Origin of the sequence: Bradyrhizobium sp. BWA-3-5 (assembly GCF_032917985.1) — a bacterium.
GTDB lineage: Bacteria > Pseudomonadota > Alphaproteobacteria > Rhizobiales > Xanthobacteraceae > Bradyrhizobium.
Genome location: NZ_CP136626.1, coordinates 805,244 through 821,820 on the forward strand (window position 1 = coordinate 805,244; position 16,577 = coordinate 821,820).

Sequence of the window (16,577 nt, forward strand, 5' to 3'; positions counted from 1 at the left end):
TTTAGAGCTTTTCCAGCTTTGATGTCTACGCGAAATCAGCCATTTCGGCGCGCCTCCGGGATGCTACTTAGCCGGCGCAAATGTTGATCGGGATCAAGGCGGTAGTGCACCGGCTTTGCGCGGATGTCTTGGGTTCTCAAGGGGTGATCTCAGGCGGAACGGATCAGCCCGCCAATGCGGTCGCACGCATTAGCGGTCGCATTCGCCGCATGGAGATGGGGAATCTCGGCGACACCAAAAGTGTCGGTCAGGGAATTCTGGAAATGCGCGTCGATTACGGGCCGGGTTACCGGATCTACTATGTGCATCGCGGAGCCCAGATTGTGATCCTGTTATGTGGCGGCGATAAGCGCAGGCAACAGAAGGACATCAAACAGGCTCAGAAACTGGCGGAGACATTGTGATGACCCGGACAACACGATTTGACGCGGCCGACTATCTCGACACCGAAGAGCGTCAGGTTGCCTACATCGCGATGGCGCTCGAATCCGGTGACGCGGATTTCGTGCGTGACGCGCTAGGTCTCGTCGCACGTGCTCGTGGGATGGGTGAAATTGCGAAGAAGGCCGGCTTGAACCGGGAAAGCCTGTACAAGGCGCTCGGGGAGGCCGGGAATCCCGAATTCGGCACGGTCATGCGCATCGTTCGCGCCCTCGGTCTAGCCCTTTCAGCGCGCCCGGCGGCGAGTGGACAAACGTCAAAGAGGCGCCGGGTCGCGTGATCAGGCCCAGGCGACGCTTCGGTCGGATGTTGACGTGAAGATGGCATTGTGGCGCACGACGCACGTGAGCCATGTAGCAACATTCTCAATGCACGCACGCCGTGTCAGGTCGTTCGAAAACGAAGCACGCCGTCCGTGACCTCTGAGGTCAGGCGGCCCTCGACCAGCATGTAGTTGACGTGGGCAACCAGCTCGCCGGCGGCAAAGCCCATCTGGTGCTCGTCCAGCACGTGCTTGTGGAACACCACCGGCACCAGCTCCTTGGACGTCTGCGGCACTTCCCGGCAGGCCTCGGCGATCAGGCGGCAGCGGTCCTCGTGATGGTCGGCGAGCTGCTTGATGCGGGTCTTCAGCCCGTAGAACGGTACGCCGTGGCCGGGCAGCACCATCACGTCATAGGGCAGGGTGGTGGTGAGGCTGGCGAGCGAGGCCAGGTATTCGCCGAGCGAGTTCTGGTCGGGCTCGACCGCCCAGACGCTGACATTGGGCGAGATCTTGCTCAGCACCTGGTCGGCGGACAGGAACAGCTTGTCGGCGGCGCAGTACAGCATCACCTGGTCAAGCGCATGGCCGCCGCCGGTGATCACCTTGAAGCGCCGCGTGCCGATCACGACCTCGTCGCCATGCGAGATGCGGCGGTAGGAGGGCGGCAGCACCGAGACCCGCTTCAGATAGTCCTGGCCGCGGCCGAGCAGTTTGTCGGTCAGGCTCTCGTCCATGCCGTGACGGCGGAAGAACAGCCGCTGCGCGTTGCGCCGCTCCTCGGTGCCGCGGTTCTGGTGATAGACCGATTGCAGATATTCGACCTGCGACATCTGCAGCGGGCAGTTGAAGCGTTCGGTGATCCAGCCCGCGAGGCCGACATGGTCGGGGTGGGAATGGGTGACGATCAGCCGCGTGATGTTCACATGCCGCAGCGGCCCCTCGAACAGCGTTGTCCAGGCCGCGATGGACTCTTCATTGCCGAAGCCGGAATCGACCATCGCCCAGCCGTCACCGTCGGCGAGCAGGTAGATGTTCACGTGGTTGAGGCGGAAAGGCAGCTTGAGGCGGACCCAGAGCACGCCGGGGACTACCTCGACGACCTGATCATGGCCGGGGTGGCTTTCGAAGGGGTATCGCAGTGCCTCCGCCGAGGACTGCACGGTGTCGGTTTTGGAATGCATGCTACCGGCTTAGCGGTAGCGGCGGCGCGGCGCTAGTTGAAAAAAGCGGGCGGGGTCCGCGTGGCGCGGGGCGCGCAGGGCTGACGCCGTCATTCCGGGGCTATGCGAAGCATAGAACCCGGAATCTCGAGATTCCGGGTTCGCATCTTCGATGCGCCCCGGAATGACGGCGACTACGCCGCCCGGATATTCGACAGGAACGCGTCGATCTCTTCCCGCAGCACGTCGGCCTCGCGGCGCAGCGCGCCGGAGGCGGCCAGGACTTCGCTGGCGGTGGTTCCGGCCTGTGCCGAGGCGCTGGAGACGCCGACGATGTTGGTCGAGACCTCGGTGGTGCCGCTGGCGGCATGCTGGATGTTGCGCGCGATTTCGCGCGTCGCCGCACCCTGCTCCTCGACCGCGGCCGCGATGGCGGTGGTCACCTCGTTGATCTCGGCGATCGTGCCGCTGATGTTGCGGATCGCGGAGACCGCGGTTTCCGTCACCGTCTGCATGCTGACGATCTGCTGGCGGATCTCGTCGGTGGCCTTGGCCGTCTGGTTGGCGAGGCTCTTCACCTCGGAGGCGACCACGGCAAAGCCGCGGCCGGCATCGCCGGCCCGCGCCGCCTCGATGGTGGCGTTCAGCGCCAAAAGGTTGGTCTGCGAGGCGATGGTCTGGATCAGGTCGACCACCACGCTGATGCGGGCCGCGTTATCCGCGAGCCCCTGCATGGTGGCGTCGGTGGCGCCGGCGTCCTCGACCGCCTTGCGGGCGATTTCCGACGAGGTGACGACCTGACGGCCGATTTCCTCGATCGAGGACGACAATTCCTCGGTGCCGGACGACACCGTCTGCACATTGGCCGAGGTCTGCTCGGCGGCGGTCGCGACCGTGGTCACCAGCGCGCTGGACTTGTCGGCGGTCGCCGACATGTTCTGTGCCGTCGACTGCATCGAGCCCGCGGCGTTCTGCAGGCTGTCGAGCGCCGTGCGAACGGTGGTTTCGAACTCGACGATGCGGGCTTCCATGCGGGCGGCGCGCTCGCTCTTGGCAATGCGGTCCTTGTCCTGCTCGGCCGACAGCGCGCGGCTCTGGATCATGCTCTCGCGGAACACCTGCAGCGAATCGGCCATCACGCCGATCTCGTCCTGGTGGTGGGTCTGGTAGACCTCGGTGTCGAGGTCGCCGCTCGACAGTAGTTGCATCGAGCGCTGCAGATTGCTGATCCGCCGCAGGATGTTGCGGCCGACATAGAGCCAGACGAACAGGATCGAGCCGACCAGCGTGCCGACGCCGAGGGCGAGCATGACCATGGTCCCGAACGATATCTCCTGGCGCGCCTGCCAGGCCGCCTGGTCGGTTTCCTTCCGCACGCCGTCGACGAGCTGCTGCACGCTGATGCCGAGGCCGACATTGAGCTTGCGGGTTTCCTCCAGAATGGTTTGGCCGTAATCGTCCGCGTCCAGCTCCTGCTGGCGGACCTTGAAGATGCCGCTCTTGCCGTCGGCGAGGCCGATCATGTCAAGGGTTGCCTTGCGCACGACATTCATCGCGGTGGTCTTGGGCAGCGCTTCGGCATTCGCCTTCACGCGCGCCTGCGCGGTGCGGAATTCCTTCGCAATGGTCTCGAGCGTATCGCCGCTGGTCGCCGACAGCGCGGCGATCATGTCGAACGCCATCATGTTGCCGCTGGCGGCGATGTCGGCGAGCTGGTCAGCCGTCTTGTGCGCCTTGATCGCATCGGCCTGGGAGAAGTTGGGCGACGCGTAGATGCTGTAGAGTTCGGTCTGGGCGTCGATCGCCGCGGGCGCGGCGGCGGCGATGAAGCGGCGCTGTGCCTTGCGCACGGCGTCATAAAGCTTTTCGTGCTGCGAGGCGAGTTCTAGTCGCTCGAGCGCGGCCGAGCCGAGACTTTTGATCACCTCGTCGATGTTCTTCATGTTCTCGGTGAGCGCGGCAACCACCGCCTTGTCGGCGCCGAGCTCGACGATCTCGCCGAGCTTCTGCAGCGCGACCGCCTGGGTCTCCTTCATCTTGCGGGTGCGATCGTTCAGCGCGTCCTCGCTGCGCGCCGCAAGCAGCGCCGGCCCCTGGCTGGCAAGGCTCGCGCTCTGCGCCGAGAGTTGCAGACTGGCGGCAAGGCGCGGAATGTCCCGCCCGCTCAGGTCCACCATGGTCCCGCCGAGCCGCCCGAGCATCAGGCCTGCGCCGGCCGAGATGACGATCGCCATGCCGGCGATCACGGCGAAGGCGGCGAACAGGCTGCCTCTGACCCCCAAGCGGAAGCCTTTGACTTTCGATTTGGATTGTACCGCCATCTGCCCACGTGCCCCGTCTACGCTACCTTGAGGTGTTTCCTGGCGCGGCAGTATCGCGATACCCGGTTAACAGTTTTGGAAAAACGGAGCCTTTTTCGCCATAATTTTAGTGGTGCGCGTAAATGCATGGTTTTTTCCGCGCACCGGAAAACACAGACAATGCCATTAAAAACAAAAAGGGCCGGCGCGAAGGCCGGCCCTCTGCTATCAGCGGTTGAAGGCGCTCAGTAACGGGCGACGACCGGGCTTGCGAAGTTGAAGCGATAATTGACGCCGAGCTTGAGGGTGTGGTCTTCGGTGGTGAAGCTGCCGAACGGCGCCAGCGCGGCCGGCGTCACGAAGCGGGCGTCGCCGAAGTCGTAGTACATGTATTCGCCTTTGACCGACCAGTTCGGGGCGAACATGTATTCGACGCCGCCGCCGACGGTCCAGCCGTTGCTATGATTGCCATTGAGCAGGAACGGGATCGGCGCGCCGGCCAGCGTCACCCGCTCGGCGTTGTCGGAATAGGCATAACCGCCTTTGACATAGACCAGGCCCGGACCCCAGGTGTAGCCGATGCGGGCCGTGATCGAGCCGAGGCCGCGCTGATCGTTGGTGTAGACGTAGCCGCCGGGGAAGGTGGCGGTGAGGTTGTTCTTGCCGAGCCAGGAATACTGGCCCTCGGTGCCGAGCACCCAGTTCGGCGCGAACTGCCAGTCGAGGCCGGCCTGAACGCCGCCGAGCAGGCGCGCGCTGGACTCGCCCAGCACCGCGCCGTTGAAATTGTTGCTGCCGCTGAAGGCGCCGCCGAGATGGCCGCCGACATAGAAGCCGGTCCATTGGGCGGCGACCATCGCCGGCGTATAAACGGGCTGCTTGTAATAGGGGCGGGCGCCGAGATCGGCGCCGGCGGCCGGGGCTGCGGCGGTGACGGCGGCGATGGCGACGAGGGCGAGCAGGATCTTTTTCATTGTGCTGGTCTCCGAAAACCGTTCGGCGACCCTGGGTACCGGGACGCCATCAATGTCCCGCACATAGACGGCATTTATCTAAAATGCTGTCACTCCGAGGTGACAGCGCCTCATAACCCAACCCATTGGCTGACAAACGTTTTTTGTACTTAACGAAGGCCTAATCAAAGGTAAGCAGGGGGTTAATTTCGCGGCCTCGCCGGAGCTTTTGGTAAGCTTCGCTTCACCATTGCGGCCTTCCGCCCGTCTTGAGGGCTCATGTCCCGGACGCGGCGCGGCACCATAAGCGCGTCTACGCGCGTCTTCGACACGCTATGGTGCCGCGACGCAGAGCCGGGACCCAGCCGGCAGGACCCCGGACCAGCAGCGCACCGCCGGAGTCGCGCGAAGCGCGATCCTGATCGCGCTGCGCAGCATCCGGGGAGCGCCGCGTTGCTAGCTAATGCGGCGCCGCACGTCGCTGCGCATCTGTTCACGAAAAGCCTGTCGGCGGGCGGGGCGCTCCTTTACCGGCACGTCGTGACGGTCGAACACATTGAACATTTCGAGGATCGGGTAGCGATCGCTGGCCATGGCCAGGATGCGCAAGAACTCCGCGACGGGTCCGGTCGGTCCGGTCACCTCCCATTTGCGAATGGTGTCGGCACCGTCCTTGGCCGGCAGCCCGCAGAGCTTGGCCATGTCGGCCACCGACAGCTTCTGGCCGATGGCCTCGCCGAGATGCTCGCGAAGTTTCTTCAGTTCTGCGCCGGTCACGGGTTCTCCGTCTTGAAGGGGTATCTGTGAAGTACATCACACACAGGGGGCGGCGACGGGCGTATACGCCTGCGCATAAGATTTCCTGATGAGGAGGCAATCATGCGTCAATTACTCGAAAGCCTCGTCCCCGACGCCCGCCCGATGTATTGGAAATGGGTCGGCGGCGTGTTCGCACTTTATATCGTGCTGCTGCTTACCGCTGCCGGCGTGTTCGTCGGTCACGAATCGCCGCGCAAGCTGACGCAACAACCGGCCACGACTGTGGCAATCGACGGCAAGACGCGTTCGATCTCCGAGGCCGCGGCGCCGCTGCGGCAGGCGGCGGGGTACTAAACCCCGATCGCGTTCCGCGCCACCACGTCGCGATAGAAGTCGACGCTGAGCTTGGGCGTCCGGCGCTGCGTTTCGAAGTCGACGTGGTAGAGCCCGAAGCGCTTTCGGTAACCGAAGATCCATTCGAAATTGTCCATCAGGCTCCACAGGAAGTAGCCGCTGATCGGTACGCCCTCCGCCGTCGCGCGCTGCAACTGCCGCAAATAGTTGCGCAGGTACATGATGCGATCGAGGTCGTAGACCTTGCCGTCGGCGCGTAGCTTGTCCTCGGAAGATGTGCCGTTCTCGCTGATGTAGATCCTCTTGATGTTCCAGACCTTCGCCGCCAGCCGCGGCGCCCAGTAGATCGTCTCCGGCCCGACGCGCAGCCATTCCGAATTCATGTGCGGGAACGAGGTGGGGAAGGGCAGCACGCTCCAGCCCGGCGCCTTGTCGGACGCGGCGATGTAGAATTGCGGCGCGTAGATGTTGAGGCCGACGAAATCGTTCGGCTCCGAAATGATCTTCAGTTCTGAGGCGGTGAACTTCGGCGCGTCCTTGCCGGCGAATGTGAGGAAGCCGTCGGTGTATTTTCCTTCCAGGATGACGCCGAGGAAGCCGGCGTTCAGTTCGCGCGTCGCCATCTCGGCGGCGCGAACGTTTTCCGGCGTGTCGAACGCCGGCACGCAGGCCGCGATGTTTTCGGCGACTCCCACTTTGGTGCCGGCACGCCCCTGCGCGCGGACCGCCTGCACGGCGAGGCCGTGCGCCAGCGCCACATGGTGGCGCACCTGGTTGACCTCACCGTCAGGCAGTTTCAGGCCGGGCGCGTCGATGCCCCAGCCATAGCCGAAATTCACGAAGCGCCCGGCTTCGTTGATCGTGAACACCGACTTGACGCGGTCGGTGATCCGCGCCGCGACAGAGGCGGCATAGTCGCCGAACGCCTTTGCGGTTTCGGCCGATCGCCAGCCGCCGACGCGGTCCTCGAGCGCCTGCGGCAGATCCCAATGATAAAGCGTGGCATAGGGCTCGATGCCCTGCCTCAACAGTTCGTCGATCAGGCGGTCGTAGAAATCGAGCCCCTTTGGATTAGGCTTGCCCGTCCCTTCCGGAAACACGCGCGGCCAGGCGATCGAAAACCGGTAGGCCTTGGCGCCGATGTCGCGGATCAGGCCGATGTCTTCCTTGTAGCGGTGATAATGCTCGTTGGCGCGGTCGCCGCTGGTGCCGTCCTCGATCTTGCCGGGCGTATGCGAAAAGGTGTCCCAGATCGAGCGGCCGCGGCCGTCTTCATTGACGGCGCCTTCGATCTGATAGGACGACGTCGCGGTGCCCCATACGAAGTCTTTCGGAAAACTCGCCGGCGCCGGGCTGGCTGCCGCCTGCGCGGCGGCATCGAGGGGGCGCGCCGCCATGCCGAGCGCGGAGATACCCGCGAGCTTTGCAAGGCGCCGGCGCGTGAATTTTCCGAACATCGTCATCTCCGGTCCGTCTGCGTTTCGTTAATCTGGTAGGCCGACACCCTGTCGATCTCGAAGGCGACGGTGTTGGGCGATAAGCCGTCGACGAAACCGACGCCCTCGAGAGTCTTCGAGCCCATCGCGAGGTTGACGATCATGTACATGGGATCGTTGAAGCCGACCGGGACCTTGATTTCGGAGACCGGCTGGCGGTCGATGAAATAGGTGATGCGCTCCGGCTGCCACAACACGCCATAGTCATGAAACGCGGTCGGCGCGTCCTCGACGCGGAAGTCGAAGCCGCAGCGTTCGACGCGCTGGGTCGCCGGGATCCGCCAGTGCGTCGTCATTACGATGGCGCCCGGCCGCTGGCCGCGCCCCTCCATGATGTCGACTTCCGGCGGCCAGCCGCCGTCATCGGCAAGCATCCAGAACGCCGGCCACACCCCGGTGCCGACAGGTATTTTGGCGCGGATTTCAAAATACCCGTATTTCTGGGAAAACCTGCTCTGCGTGGTCAGGATGCCGGAAATATATTCATTGTTGAACAGCACCGCCTTCAGCGTCGGCGGGGTGCGGCTGGCGACAATCGAGAGGACGCCGTCCTTGACCTTGAACGGATCGAGGCCGAGCGGCGTTGTTTCACGCCCGCCATAACGCGGATCGACGTAAATCTGCTGCTCGCCGTTCCAACTGGTCTTGCGCTTGAAGTCGGAGCCGTCGCCGCCCCAGTAGCGCGCTTCGGGCCAGGCCGCGCCGCCGGCGTAATGCGGTGCCCACCTGCCGCTGGTCAGCGGATGGATGTCGAAATCGTCGTTGAAGGTCCGGTGCAGAGATACCGATGCGAAGGATGCGGGGTTCGGCGCTTCGACGCGGCGGCATTTTTCACCAAGCATGGCGGTCGCGACCTGCAGCGTGAGCTTGCTGGTTGCGCCGGCGATATCGGTCTGTGCGAATGCCGGAATGGTAAACAGGGTGCTGATCGCGGCCAAAGCGCGCAACGTCAATCTTGCCGTCTCCGATTCGCCTCGATGCGACAAAAGATCATTCACGGACAAAAGCCCTTCGATCTGATGGTGTCCTGATAATCTTCTGATTGTTTTCTGACGCTCTTCGGACCCCGAACGATGTGCATACCTCGTTTGGGGTACGTAGTTATACGGGTTCGATGCTTAACGGCAAGGTAGCCGGGATATTCAAGACTGGGATGCGCCTGAACGATGAAGCGCCGATGGCAATGAGTGATGTTTCGGATTCCGAACCCTCGGCAGATTGTTCAAATTCTTTTCAGTTCTTCAACCTTGGAGAACCAACTAGTTCGATAGTGTCGCCTTCGGAACTCCTGGGATGCTCGTCTACTTTGTCACCGACGAGCCGGCAAAGCTGCCGGCCATACGTGCGATGCTCGAACCGCAGCATGCCGTCGTGCCGTGGGTGCTCGATGGCGACGGCACCGGCGTGCGCGCGCATGGCGTCCTGATGGTGGATGTCGATCTGCGGCAGATGCCGCGCGCCGATCAGCTCCGGCCGATTTTGAATGAGCTCGCCGCCATGCCGGAGCGGCTGTTCGTCGTTCCCGCCCATGCCCGCTCGATGATCGCGCAGGCCTATGCGCTCGGCGCCACCGCGGTCATCTCGCGCGCCAAGGAGGCGATGCCGAAGATCGCGCAGATCGAATTTGCGGAGGCCGCCGCGGAAAGCGCCGCCTCGGATCCGGCCCTCGAGATGGATGCAGGCGTGGCGGCGTTCGCCACGATGTTTTCCAACGTACGCCACGGCAGGCCCCTCAAGGTTGCCGATGCGCAGCGTGCGACGACCCAGATCGTCAAGCGCGTCGGCCAGGGCGGACTTTCGACATGGCTCGACGAGGTGCGGCGCTATCACGAGGGCACGTTTCAGCATTGCCTCCTGGTCACCGGCGTTGCCGTCGCTTTTGCCCTGGATGTCGGATTTTCCAGCACCGACGTGTCGCGGCTCGGAATGGCGGCCACGCTTCACGATATCGGCAAGGCCCGCATTCCCCTGTCGATCCTGGACAAGCCGGGCCGGCTCGATCCGGACGAGGAGGAGATCATCCGCCGCCATCCCGCGATCGGGCACGACCTCCTGAAGGGCATGTCCGGTATCACTCCGGAGATTCTCGACGGCGTGCGGCATCATCACGAATATCTCGATGGCTCCGGCTACCCGGACGGGCTGAAGGGCGGGCAGATTTCCGACCTGGTCCGCTTGCTGACGATTTCCGACATCTTTGCCGCGCTCGTCGAATCCAGGGCCTACCGGCCGCCAATGGCGCGGGAAGCCGCCTACGAGATCCTGCGCGGCATGGAAGGCAAGCTCGAGGGGGCGCTGGTCAGGGCGTTCCGCAGCGTCGCATTGGGTTCGTGATGAACCTGCGGGCTGATCCGCGGCACTGATTTCTCGAACTGACTCGATTGCCCTCTGAACCACGCTCGACGCGAGATCGACCAACCCGCGACGAGTTCTTCTGGCCCCCGCGAACTCTGGACTACAATGAATGGATCCTGCGCGATGTAACCGTGATCCTGCTGCCGATGCCGTTCTACGAACAGCGCATCCACGTTGATTCATTCTTGCTGCACGGACCCGGCGGGAAGGCCAGCTTCATTCCAAAGGGCTCGCTGATGCAGGTGGCCTTGCACCACGAGCTCGTATCGGTTGAGGCAGCGAGCGCTGCGCGAAGCCGCTGAAGCCCGCTGGCTGGCATTTCGAGAACGGCCGTCTGTCGAGCCGGCACGAACCAGCGTTCCGCGCGTGTCGAGCGCTGCGAGGGCCACTGCGCTCCGCGCCGACGTCCGGCGGCATTGCGATGGGCGAGAACCCAAAGTCCATGTCGTGGTGGGAGGCCACCAAGATCACCGCCTTGCTGATCGGCATCGCCATCGTCTCAGCCAATCTCACCGGATTTTGGCAGGCGTCAGCGCCGACGCCCGAGAGCGAAGCCCGCGCCCAGGCGCGGGCGCAACAAAAGGTTTGACAGGAGTCGATCAGAAAGAACAGTGAGGACAGCAAGCGGCTGAAGGCGGAGCAACAAGAGCGACGGAGACAGTTCGACGAGGATATGCGACGCGCGTTTGGGCGATAGCCGCCACGGGACGCCATGGCCGATGTGCCGCTAACGCTCGCTGAAAAAGATGGTGCTGCCAGACAGGATTGAACTGTCGACCTCTCCATTACCAATGGAGTGCTCTACCACTGAGCTACGGCAGCATGCCCGGTATTTAAGGAATCGGCCTAACGGCCCCTCAGGCGGCCGGTTCTTGCCACAACGACCCCTCTGGCGCAAGCACGTGGGCAGGCCGGGAAGGGGCCAATTTCATCAAAAATCGGCGCGGGCGGCTTGGACGGGAATAATCCAGGGCAAATTCGGTTCCCATCTCAGCTCCTGACCTCGAAATCCATGGAATCGGAGGTCCTGTGGCGAGGGGCGACGCCACAACGCGCGACACCTGCTCCAATAGCGGTGCACAGATGTCGCCGTTTGGATATTTTTGGCGATCCCGGTTATTGGGTCTGGCATGACAGGCGATCAAGGCAAGGACGCGAGCAAGCCAAGCGCGGGTTCGAAGGATTCGCGGCGGGATCGGCTGAAGCTGGCGCTGCGCGAAAATCTCAGGCGGCGCAAGGCGCAGGCGCGCGGGCGCGATGCCGGACCTTCCGAAAGCGCCGAGGCATCCCTAGATGACGCCGGCGGAGAAAAGCCGACTTCCTAGCGACAAAATTCCCTCACGTCGTTCTGGCACGCTCTCTGCAAGGTTCTATTTCTGTTTGGGGCGACGACAATGAGTGCAGATATCACGGCAGGCCCGGCGACCGGTGCCAACGCTTTCGCGTTTCCCCGTCACGAGCAGACCTTTCCGACGCTGACGGAGAGCGAAATCGAGCGCATGCGCCGGTTCGGCGAACTGCGCAGCTATCGAGACGGCGAAGCCCTGTTCGAGACTGGTAAGGTCGGTCCCGGCATGTTCGTGGTGCTGTCGGGCACGGTTGCCATCACCCAGCGCGACGGCATGGGCCATGTCACGCCGATCATCGATCAAGGACCGGGGCAATTTCTGGCCGAGATTGGCCAGCTTTCCGGCCGCCTCGCGCTGGTCGACGGCCATGCCGAGGGCGATGTCGAAACGCTTCTGCTTCCCCCGGACCAGTTGCGTGCGCTGCTGGTGGCGGAGGCCGAACTCGGCGAGCGCATCATGCGCGCGCTGATCCTGCGCCGGGTCAACCTGATCCAGGGCGGCGCCGGCGGCCCGGTGCTGATCGGTCCGCCCTCGCTCGGCGACATGGCGCGGCTGCAGAACTTTCTGGGGCGCAACGGCCAGCCGCACCACGTGCTCGATCCCGCCGCCGACAAGGACGCCGCCGATCTCGTCGCGCGCTATGCCACGACGCGCGCCGACCTGCCGCTGGTCGTCTGTCCCGATGGCCAGGTGCTGCGCAACCCCTCGGAGCCGGCGATTGCCTATGCGATCGGCATGATCGGCGGGCACGACCATGAAAAGCTCTATGACGTCGCGGTGGTCGGCAGCGGACCGGCGGGGCTGGCCACCGCCGTCTATGCGGCCTCCGAAGGATTGTCGGTCGCGGTGTTCGACGCCCGCGCGTTTGGCGGCCAGGCTGGCGCGAGCGCCAGGATCGAAAATTATCTGGGCTTTCCGACCGGCATTTCCGGCCAGGCGCTGGCCGGCCGCGCCTTCAACCAGGCGCAAAAATTCGGCGCCGAGATGTTGATCCCGGTCTCGATCAATGCGCTCGATTGCAGCCGCACTGACGGCGCATTCCGCCTCGCCACCGATTGCGGCAAGTCGATGCGCGCCAAATCGGTCGTGGTGGCGAGCGGGGCGCGCTATCGCCGGCCGGAGATCGCGAACCTCGAGACATTCGAGGGGCGCGGTGTCTGGTACTGGGCCTCGCCGATCGAGGCCAAGCTGTGCCTCGGCCAGGATGTCGTTCTGGTTGGCGGCGGCAATTCCGCGGGGCAGGCCGCGGTGTTCCTGTCCGGCCACGCGCGAAAAGTCTACATGGTCATCCGCGGCGGCGGGCTCGGCGCCAGCATGTCGCGCTACCTGATCGAGCGCATCGAGGCGACCGACAATATCGAGCTGATGTTCAACACCGAGGTGGTCGGCCTCGAAGCCGATGGCGACGGCGCGCTAGCGCGCCTGCGCCGACCCCGCCACCGGCTGGCTCGACGGCTGCGGCGTCATGGTCGATCGCGGCGGCTTCGTGGTGACCGGCGCGCGGTGCCAGCAGAAGGACGGACAGCAGGCGTCGGCGCTGGAGACCTCGGTGCCGGGCGTGTTCGCGGTCGGCGACGTGCGCTCCGGATCGGTCAAGCGGGTCGGCGGTGCGATCGGCGAGGGCGCCCAGGTGGTGGCCGCATTGCACGGCTATCTCGCCGATGCGATGAAGCCGTCGCTTTGATGGGACTGGAGTGAAGCGATGCCGAAACAGGGTTGCAGCCATATCGCCGGCATTCAAACGGTGACGCCAAGCGCGCTCGGCTGCGAGGAATGCCTGAAGAGTGGCAGCAAGTGGCTGCATTTGCGGATCTGCCGCACCTGCGGCCATGTCGGCTGCTGCGACGACTCGCCGAACAAGCATGCCACCGCGCATTTCCATGCCACTGGCCACCCCGTCATCGAGGGCTACGATCCGCCAGAAGGCTGGGGCTGGTGCTATGTCGATGAAGTGCTGTTCGATCTGTCGAAGCGCAAGACGCCGCATAACGGACCGATCCCGCGCTACTACTAGATTACAAATTGCCGGATGGCTTTTCGGGCTTTTGTGAAAAAACTGCACATATTTCGCGCATCATACGACTTTGATTGATGCGTCATTGTTTCGCGAACATGCCTGCATTGTCGCTGCCCCACGCGATGCGTGTGGATATTTTCCATGCCACGTCGTAACGTCCGAGAAAGTTTTCCAACGACGGGGGCGCGTGATGGTATTGGGTATGAGCGTAGCGACTTTGATAGTGATCCATACGATCATCAGCCTGATTGCCATCGTCGCCGGCATTGTCGTGATGTTCGGAATGCTCGGCTCGAAGCGTCCGTCGGGCCTCACCGCGATCTTCCTGGTACTCACCATCCTGACCAACGCCACCGGCTTTGTGATTCCGCCTTTTCTGACCGACAAGCTGCTGCCCTCGCACATGATCGGTATTCTCTCGCTGGTCCTGCTCACGATCGCTTGCATCGCGCTCTATGTCATGAAGCTGGTCGGTCCCTGGCGCTGGATCTATGCCGTCACCGCACTGGTCTCGCTTTACCTCAACGTGTTCGTGCTGGTGATCCAGAGCTTCCTGAAAGTGCCGGCGCTGCACGCGCTGGCGCCGAGCGTGCCGCCGGCTGAGCCGCCGTTCGCCGTCGCCCAGGGCATCGTGCTGGTGTTTTTTGTCATCATGATCATCGGCGTATGGCGGCGCTTCCGCCCGGCGTGATCGATTCTATCGACCCGCGTCCCTGACCTGACGAGCACCAGTTCACCGGACGACGGGCCCTTGACCTGCAAGCAAGAGGAGAATTCCTATGCCCACCATCACGACCGAAGACGGCGTCGAGATCTTTTACAAGGATTGGGGCAAGGGACAGCCCATCGTGTTCAGCCATGGCTGGCCGCTGTCATCTGACGATTGGGACACGCAGATGCTTTTTTTCCTCAACAACGGTTTTCGCGTCATCGCTCATGACCGGCGCGGCCATGGGAGGTCGAGCCAGGTCGCCGACGGCCACGACATGGACCATTACGCCGACGATCTTGCGGCGCTGACCGCGCATCTCGATCTGAAGGGCGCCGTTCACGTCGGCCATTCCACCGGCGGCGGCGAGGTGGTGCATTACATCGCCCGCCACGGCGACAGCCGGGTGGCGAGGGCGGCGATCCTCAGCGCGGTGCCGCCGTTGATGGTGCGAACGGAGGCAAATCCCGGCGGCCTGCCCAAGGAAGTCTTTGACGGACTGCAGGCGCAACTTCTGGCCAGCCGCACGCAGTTCTACCGCGACCTCGCCGCCGGCCCGTTCTATGGCTACAACCGTCCGGGCGCCAAGCCGTCGGAGGCAGTGATCGAGAACTGGTGGCGGCAGGGCATGATGGGCGGCGCGAAGGCGCATTACGACGGCATCGTCGCCTTCTCGCAGACCGACTTCACCGAAGACCTCAAGAAAATCACGGTGCCGGTGCTGGTGATGCACGGCGACGACGACCAGATCGTTCCTTACGAGGACTCCGCGCCGTTGTCGGCAAAGCTCCTGAAGAACGGCACGCTGAAGACCTACAAGGGCTTTCCGCACGGCATGCCCACCACGCACGCCGACACGATCAATGCCGACCTGCTGGCGTTTATCAGATCGTGAGACGTGACCGTCATTCCGGGGCAGGCCGCCAGGGCTGAACCCGGAAGTTCGAGATTATCAGCTCGAGATTCTCAGGGGCGCAAAGGGCGCCCCATAGTTCGCTCACTTCGCGAGCGCCCCGGAATGACCGATGGCGGGCGGAACACCTCACCCCATCAATTCGCCGCAAACATCGCCGCTTCTGTTGCAGACGCGCTCATAATTTGTGCAGAGCAGGGGGGTGGCATGGACCGCATTCGTATCGTCGGCGGCAGCAAGCTCAACGGCACCATCTCCATTTCAGGCGCGAAGAATGCGGCCCTGCCGCTGATGATCGCCGCCCTCCTCACCGAGGAGACGCTGATCCTGGACAACGTGCCGCGGCTCGCCGACGTCGCGCAGCTGCAGCGCATTCTCGCCAACCACGGCGTCGACATCATGTCCGCCGGCAAACGCTCCGGCGACCGTGCCTATCAGGGCCAGACCCTGCATATTTCTGCAGCCGATATCATCGATACCACCGCGCCCTATGAGCTGGTGTCGCGGATGCGCGCCAGTTTCTGGGTGATCGCCCCGTTGCTCGCGCGCATGCACGAGGCCAAGGTCTCGCTGCCGGGCGGCTGCGCCATCGGGACGCGGCCGGTCGATCTGTTGATCATGGCGCTGGAGCGGCTCGGCGCCGAGATCGTCATCGACGGCGGCTATGTCGTGGCGAAAGCGCCCGGCGGCCTGCGCGGCGCGGACATTGATTTCCCCAAGGTGACGGTGAGCGGCACGCATGTGGCGCTGATGGCGGCGACGCTGGCGAAGGGCACGACGACCATCAGCAACGCCGCCTGCGAGCCCGAGATCACAGATGTCGCCGACTGCCTGAACAAGATGGGCGCGCGCATCGCGGGCGCGGGCACGCCGCGGATCGTGGTCGAGGGCGTCGAAAGGCTGCACGGCGCGCGGCACACCGTTCTGCCCGACCGGATCGAGGCCGGCACCTACGCCATGGCGGTCGCCATGACCGGCGGCGACGTGCAGCTTTCCGGCGCCCGGCCGGAACTGTTGCAGTCCGCGCTCGACGTGCTGACCGCGGCCGGCGCCACCATCACCGTCAACAATGACGGCATCCGGGTTATCAGGAACGGTGCGGGCATCCGGCCGGTGACGGTGTCGACCGCCCCGTTCCCGGGTTTCCCGACCGATCTACAGGCGCAATTGATGGCGCTGATGGCCTGCGCCGGCGGCGCCTCGCAGATCACGGAAACGATTTTCGAGAATCGTTTCATGCATGTGCAGGAACTCGCGCGGTTCGGTGCGCGTATATCGCTGGATGGCGAGACCGCGACCATCGACGGCACCGCAAAACTGCGCGGCGCGCCGGTCATGGCCACGGATTTGCGCGCCTCGGTGTCGCTGGTCATCGCAGGCCTTGCCGCCGAGGGCGAAACCATGGTCAACCGCGTCTATCATCTGGACCGCGGTTTCGAGCGGCTGGAGGAAAAGCTTTCGGCCTGCGGTGCCTCGATCCAGCGCATCAGCGATTAACGCTGAGCT

General features: G+C 63.9%; 17 protein-coding genes, 1 tRNA gene and 1 pseudogene. 12 read left to right on the forward strand and 7 right to left on the reverse strand.

The window, feature by feature from the left end:
- Positions 1 to 83: 83 nt before the first annotated feature.
- The gene (locus RX331_RS03780) at positions 84 to 404 is read left to right on the forward strand and encodes a type II toxin-antitoxin system RelE/ParE family toxin (RefSeq protein ID WP_317255315.1); all 321 of its coding nucleotides are present in this window, start codon (positions 84 to 86) and stop codon (positions 402 to 404) included.
- Positions 404 to 721, forward strand: coding sequence for an addiction module antidote protein (locus RX331_RS03785; RefSeq protein ID WP_317258002.1), 318 nt, complete (start codon positions 404 to 406; stop codon positions 719 to 721). The genes RX331_RS03780 and RX331_RS03785 overlap by 1 nt, the downstream gene beginning before the upstream one ends.
- A gap of 104 nt (positions 722 to 825) precedes the next feature.
- Here the strand turns inward: RX331_RS03785 and RX331_RS03790 are convergent, their stop codons facing one another.
- The 4 genes from RX331_RS03790 to RX331_RS03805 all read right to left on the reverse strand — a co-directional run bounded on the left by RX331_RS03790 (position 826) and on the right by RX331_RS03805 (position 5,896).
- Positions 826 to 1,887: an MBL fold metallo-hydrolase gene (locus RX331_RS03790; protein ID WP_317255316.1), complete on the reverse strand. Its 1,062-nt coding sequence runs from the start codon at positions 1,885 to 1,887 to the stop codon at positions 826 to 828.
- 173 nt (positions 1,888 to 2,060) lie between these two features.
- Positions 2,061 to 4,187, reverse strand: a complete 2,127-nt coding sequence (locus RX331_RS03795) for a HAMP domain-containing methyl-accepting chemotaxis protein (RefSeq protein WP_317255317.1) — start codon at positions 4,185 to 4,187, stop codon at positions 2,061 to 2,063.
- Positions 4,188 to 4,411: 224 nt separating this feature from the next.
- On the reverse strand, positions 4,412 to 5,140 hold the full coding sequence (locus tag RX331_RS03800) for an outer membrane protein (RefSeq protein WP_317255318.1): 729 nt from the start codon (positions 5,138 to 5,140) through the stop codon (positions 4,412 to 4,414).
- A gap of 435 nt (positions 5,141 to 5,575) precedes the next feature.
- Positions 5,576 to 5,896, reverse strand: a complete 321-nt coding sequence (locus tag RX331_RS03805; protein ID WP_317255319.1) for a hypothetical protein — start codon at positions 5,894 to 5,896, stop codon at positions 5,576 to 5,578.
- Between the two features lie 102 nt (positions 5,897 to 5,998).
- On the opposite strand from RX331_RS03805, the gene RX331_RS03810 reads away from it, so the two are divergent.
- Entirely contained in the window at positions 5,999 to 6,232 is a 234-nt protein-coding gene (locus RX331_RS03810; protein WP_317255321.1) for a hypothetical protein, read from the forward strand.
- Here the strand turns inward: RX331_RS03810 and RX331_RS03815 are convergent.
- The gene (locus tag RX331_RS03815; protein WP_317255322.1) at positions 6,229 to 7,689 is read right to left on the reverse strand and encodes a GH1 family beta-glucosidase; all 1,461 of its coding nucleotides are present in this window, start codon (positions 7,687 to 7,689) and stop codon (positions 6,229 to 6,231) included. The two genes, RX331_RS03810 and RX331_RS03815, sit on opposite strands and share 4 nt — an antisense overlap.
- A 2-nt stretch (positions 7,690 to 7,691) precedes the next feature.
- On the reverse strand, positions 7,692 to 8,681 hold the full coding sequence (locus tag RX331_RS03820; RefSeq protein ID WP_410708108.1) for a family 16 glycosylhydrolase: 990 nt from the start codon (positions 8,679 to 8,681) through the stop codon (positions 7,692 to 7,694).
- A gap of 340 nt (positions 8,682 to 9,021) precedes the next feature.
- Between RX331_RS03820 and RX331_RS03825 the strand changes: the two genes are divergently transcribed.
- From RX331_RS03825 to RX331_RS03835, 3 genes are all read left to right on the forward strand, one after another.
- Positions 9,022 to 10,062 carry an HD-GYP domain-containing protein gene (locus tag RX331_RS03825; protein WP_317255323.1) on the forward strand — a complete coding sequence of 347 codons (1,041 nt, stop codon included), beginning with the start codon at positions 9,022 to 9,024 and terminating at the stop codon, positions 10,060 to 10,062.
- Positions 10,063 to 10,214: 152 nt separating this feature from the next.
- Positions 10,215 to 10,385 carry a hypothetical protein gene (locus RX331_RS03830; RefSeq protein ID WP_317255324.1) on the forward strand — a complete coding sequence of 57 codons (171 nt, stop codon included), beginning with the start codon at positions 10,215 to 10,217 and terminating at the stop codon, positions 10,383 to 10,385.
- A gap of 119 nt (positions 10,386 to 10,504) precedes the next feature.
- Positions 10,505 to 10,672, forward strand: a complete 168-nt coding sequence (locus RX331_RS03835; RefSeq protein ID WP_317255325.1) for a hypothetical protein — start codon at positions 10,505 to 10,507, stop codon at positions 10,670 to 10,672.
- Between the two features lie 158 nt (positions 10,673 to 10,830).
- On the opposite strand, the gene RX331_RS03840 is transcribed toward RX331_RS03835, so the two are convergent.
- Positions 10,831 to 10,905 (reverse strand) — tRNA-Thr (locus tag RX331_RS03840).
- A 308-nt stretch (positions 10,906 to 11,213) separates the two neighbouring features.
- Here RX331_RS03840 and RX331_RS03845 point away from each other — a divergent pair.
- From RX331_RS03845 to murA, 6 genes and pseudogenes are all read left to right on the forward strand, one after another.
- Positions 11,214 to 11,408, forward strand: a complete 195-nt coding sequence (locus RX331_RS03845; protein WP_317255326.1) for a hypothetical protein — start codon at positions 11,214 to 11,216, stop codon at positions 11,406 to 11,408.
- A gap of 69 nt (positions 11,409 to 11,477) precedes the next feature.
- A pseudogene (locus tag RX331_RS03850) lies at positions 11,478 to 13,116 on the forward strand (FAD-dependent oxidoreductase).
- A gap of 18 nt (positions 13,117 to 13,134) precedes the next feature.
- Entirely contained in the window at positions 13,135 to 13,446 is a 312-nt protein-coding gene (locus RX331_RS03855; RefSeq protein WP_317255327.1) for a UBP-type zinc finger domain-containing protein, read from the forward strand.
- Positions 13,447 to 13,639: 193 nt separating this feature from the next.
- Entirely contained in the window at positions 13,640 to 14,140 is a 501-nt protein-coding gene (locus RX331_RS03860; protein ID WP_317255328.1) for a hypothetical protein, read from the forward strand.
- Positions 14,141 to 14,228: 88 nt separating this feature from the next.
- Entirely contained in the window at positions 14,229 to 15,053 is an 825-nt protein-coding gene (locus tag RX331_RS03865) for an alpha/beta hydrolase (protein WP_317255329.1), read from the forward strand.
- A gap of 225 nt (positions 15,054 to 15,278) precedes the next feature.
- A complete protein-coding gene (gene murA, locus RX331_RS03870; RefSeq protein ID WP_317255330.1) occupies positions 15,279 to 16,568 on the forward strand; it encodes a UDP-N-acetylglucosamine 1-carboxyvinyltransferase in 1,290 nt (429 codons plus the stop codon).
- Positions 16,569 to 16,577 lie beyond the last annotated feature (9 nt).

What these genes read in the sequence shown, in the direction of transcription:
- RX331_RS03855 (WP_317255327.1), top strand. Translation starts at nt 13,135, where the DNA reads ATGCCGAAACAGGGTTGCAGCCATATCGCCGGCATTCAAACGGTGACG.
- murA (WP_317255330.1), top strand. Translation starts at nt 15,279, where the DNA reads ATGGACCGCATTCGTATCGTCGGCGGCAGCAAGCTCAACGGCACCATC.
- RX331_RS03860 (WP_317255328.1), top strand. Translation starts at nt 13,640, where the DNA reads ATGGTATTGGGTATGAGCGTAGCGACTTTGATAGTGATCCATACGATC.
- RX331_RS03790 (WP_317255316.1), bottom strand. Translation starts at nt 1,887, where the DNA reads ATGCATTCCAAAACCGACACCGTGCAGTCCTCGGCGGAGGCACTGCGA.
- RX331_RS03810 (WP_317255321.1), top strand. Translation starts at nt 5,999, where the DNA reads ATGCGTCAATTACTCGAAAGCCTCGTCCCCGACGCCCGCCCGATGTAT.
- RX331_RS03865 (WP_317255329.1), top strand. Translation starts at nt 14,229, where the DNA reads ATGCCCACCATCACGACCGAAGACGGCGTCGAGATCTTTTACAAGGAT.
- RX331_RS03845 (WP_317255326.1), top strand. Translation starts at nt 11,214, where the DNA reads ATGACAGGCGATCAAGGCAAGGACGCGAGCAAGCCAAGCGCGGGTTCG.
- RX331_RS03835 (WP_317255325.1), top strand. Translation starts at nt 10,505, where the DNA reads ATGGGCGAGAACCCAAAGTCCATGTCGTGGTGGGAGGCCACCAAGATC.
- RX331_RS03795 (WP_317255317.1), bottom strand. Translation starts at nt 4,187, where the DNA reads ATGGCGGTACAATCCAAATCGAAAGTCAAAGGCTTCCGCTTGGGGGTC.
- RX331_RS03785 (WP_317258002.1), top strand. Translation starts at nt 404, where the DNA reads ATGACCCGGACAACACGATTTGACGCGGCCGACTATCTCGACACCGAA.
- RX331_RS03800 (WP_317255318.1), bottom strand. Translation starts at nt 5,140, where the DNA reads ATGAAAAAGATCCTGCTCGCCCTCGTCGCCATCGCCGCCGTCACCGCC.
- RX331_RS03825 (WP_317255323.1), top strand. Translation starts at nt 9,022, where the DNA reads ATGCTCGTCTACTTTGTCACCGACGAGCCGGCAAAGCTGCCGGCCATA.
- RX331_RS03815 (WP_317255322.1), bottom strand. Translation starts at nt 7,689, where the DNA reads ATGTTCGGAAAATTCACGCGCCGGCGCCTTGCAAAGCTCGCGGGTATC.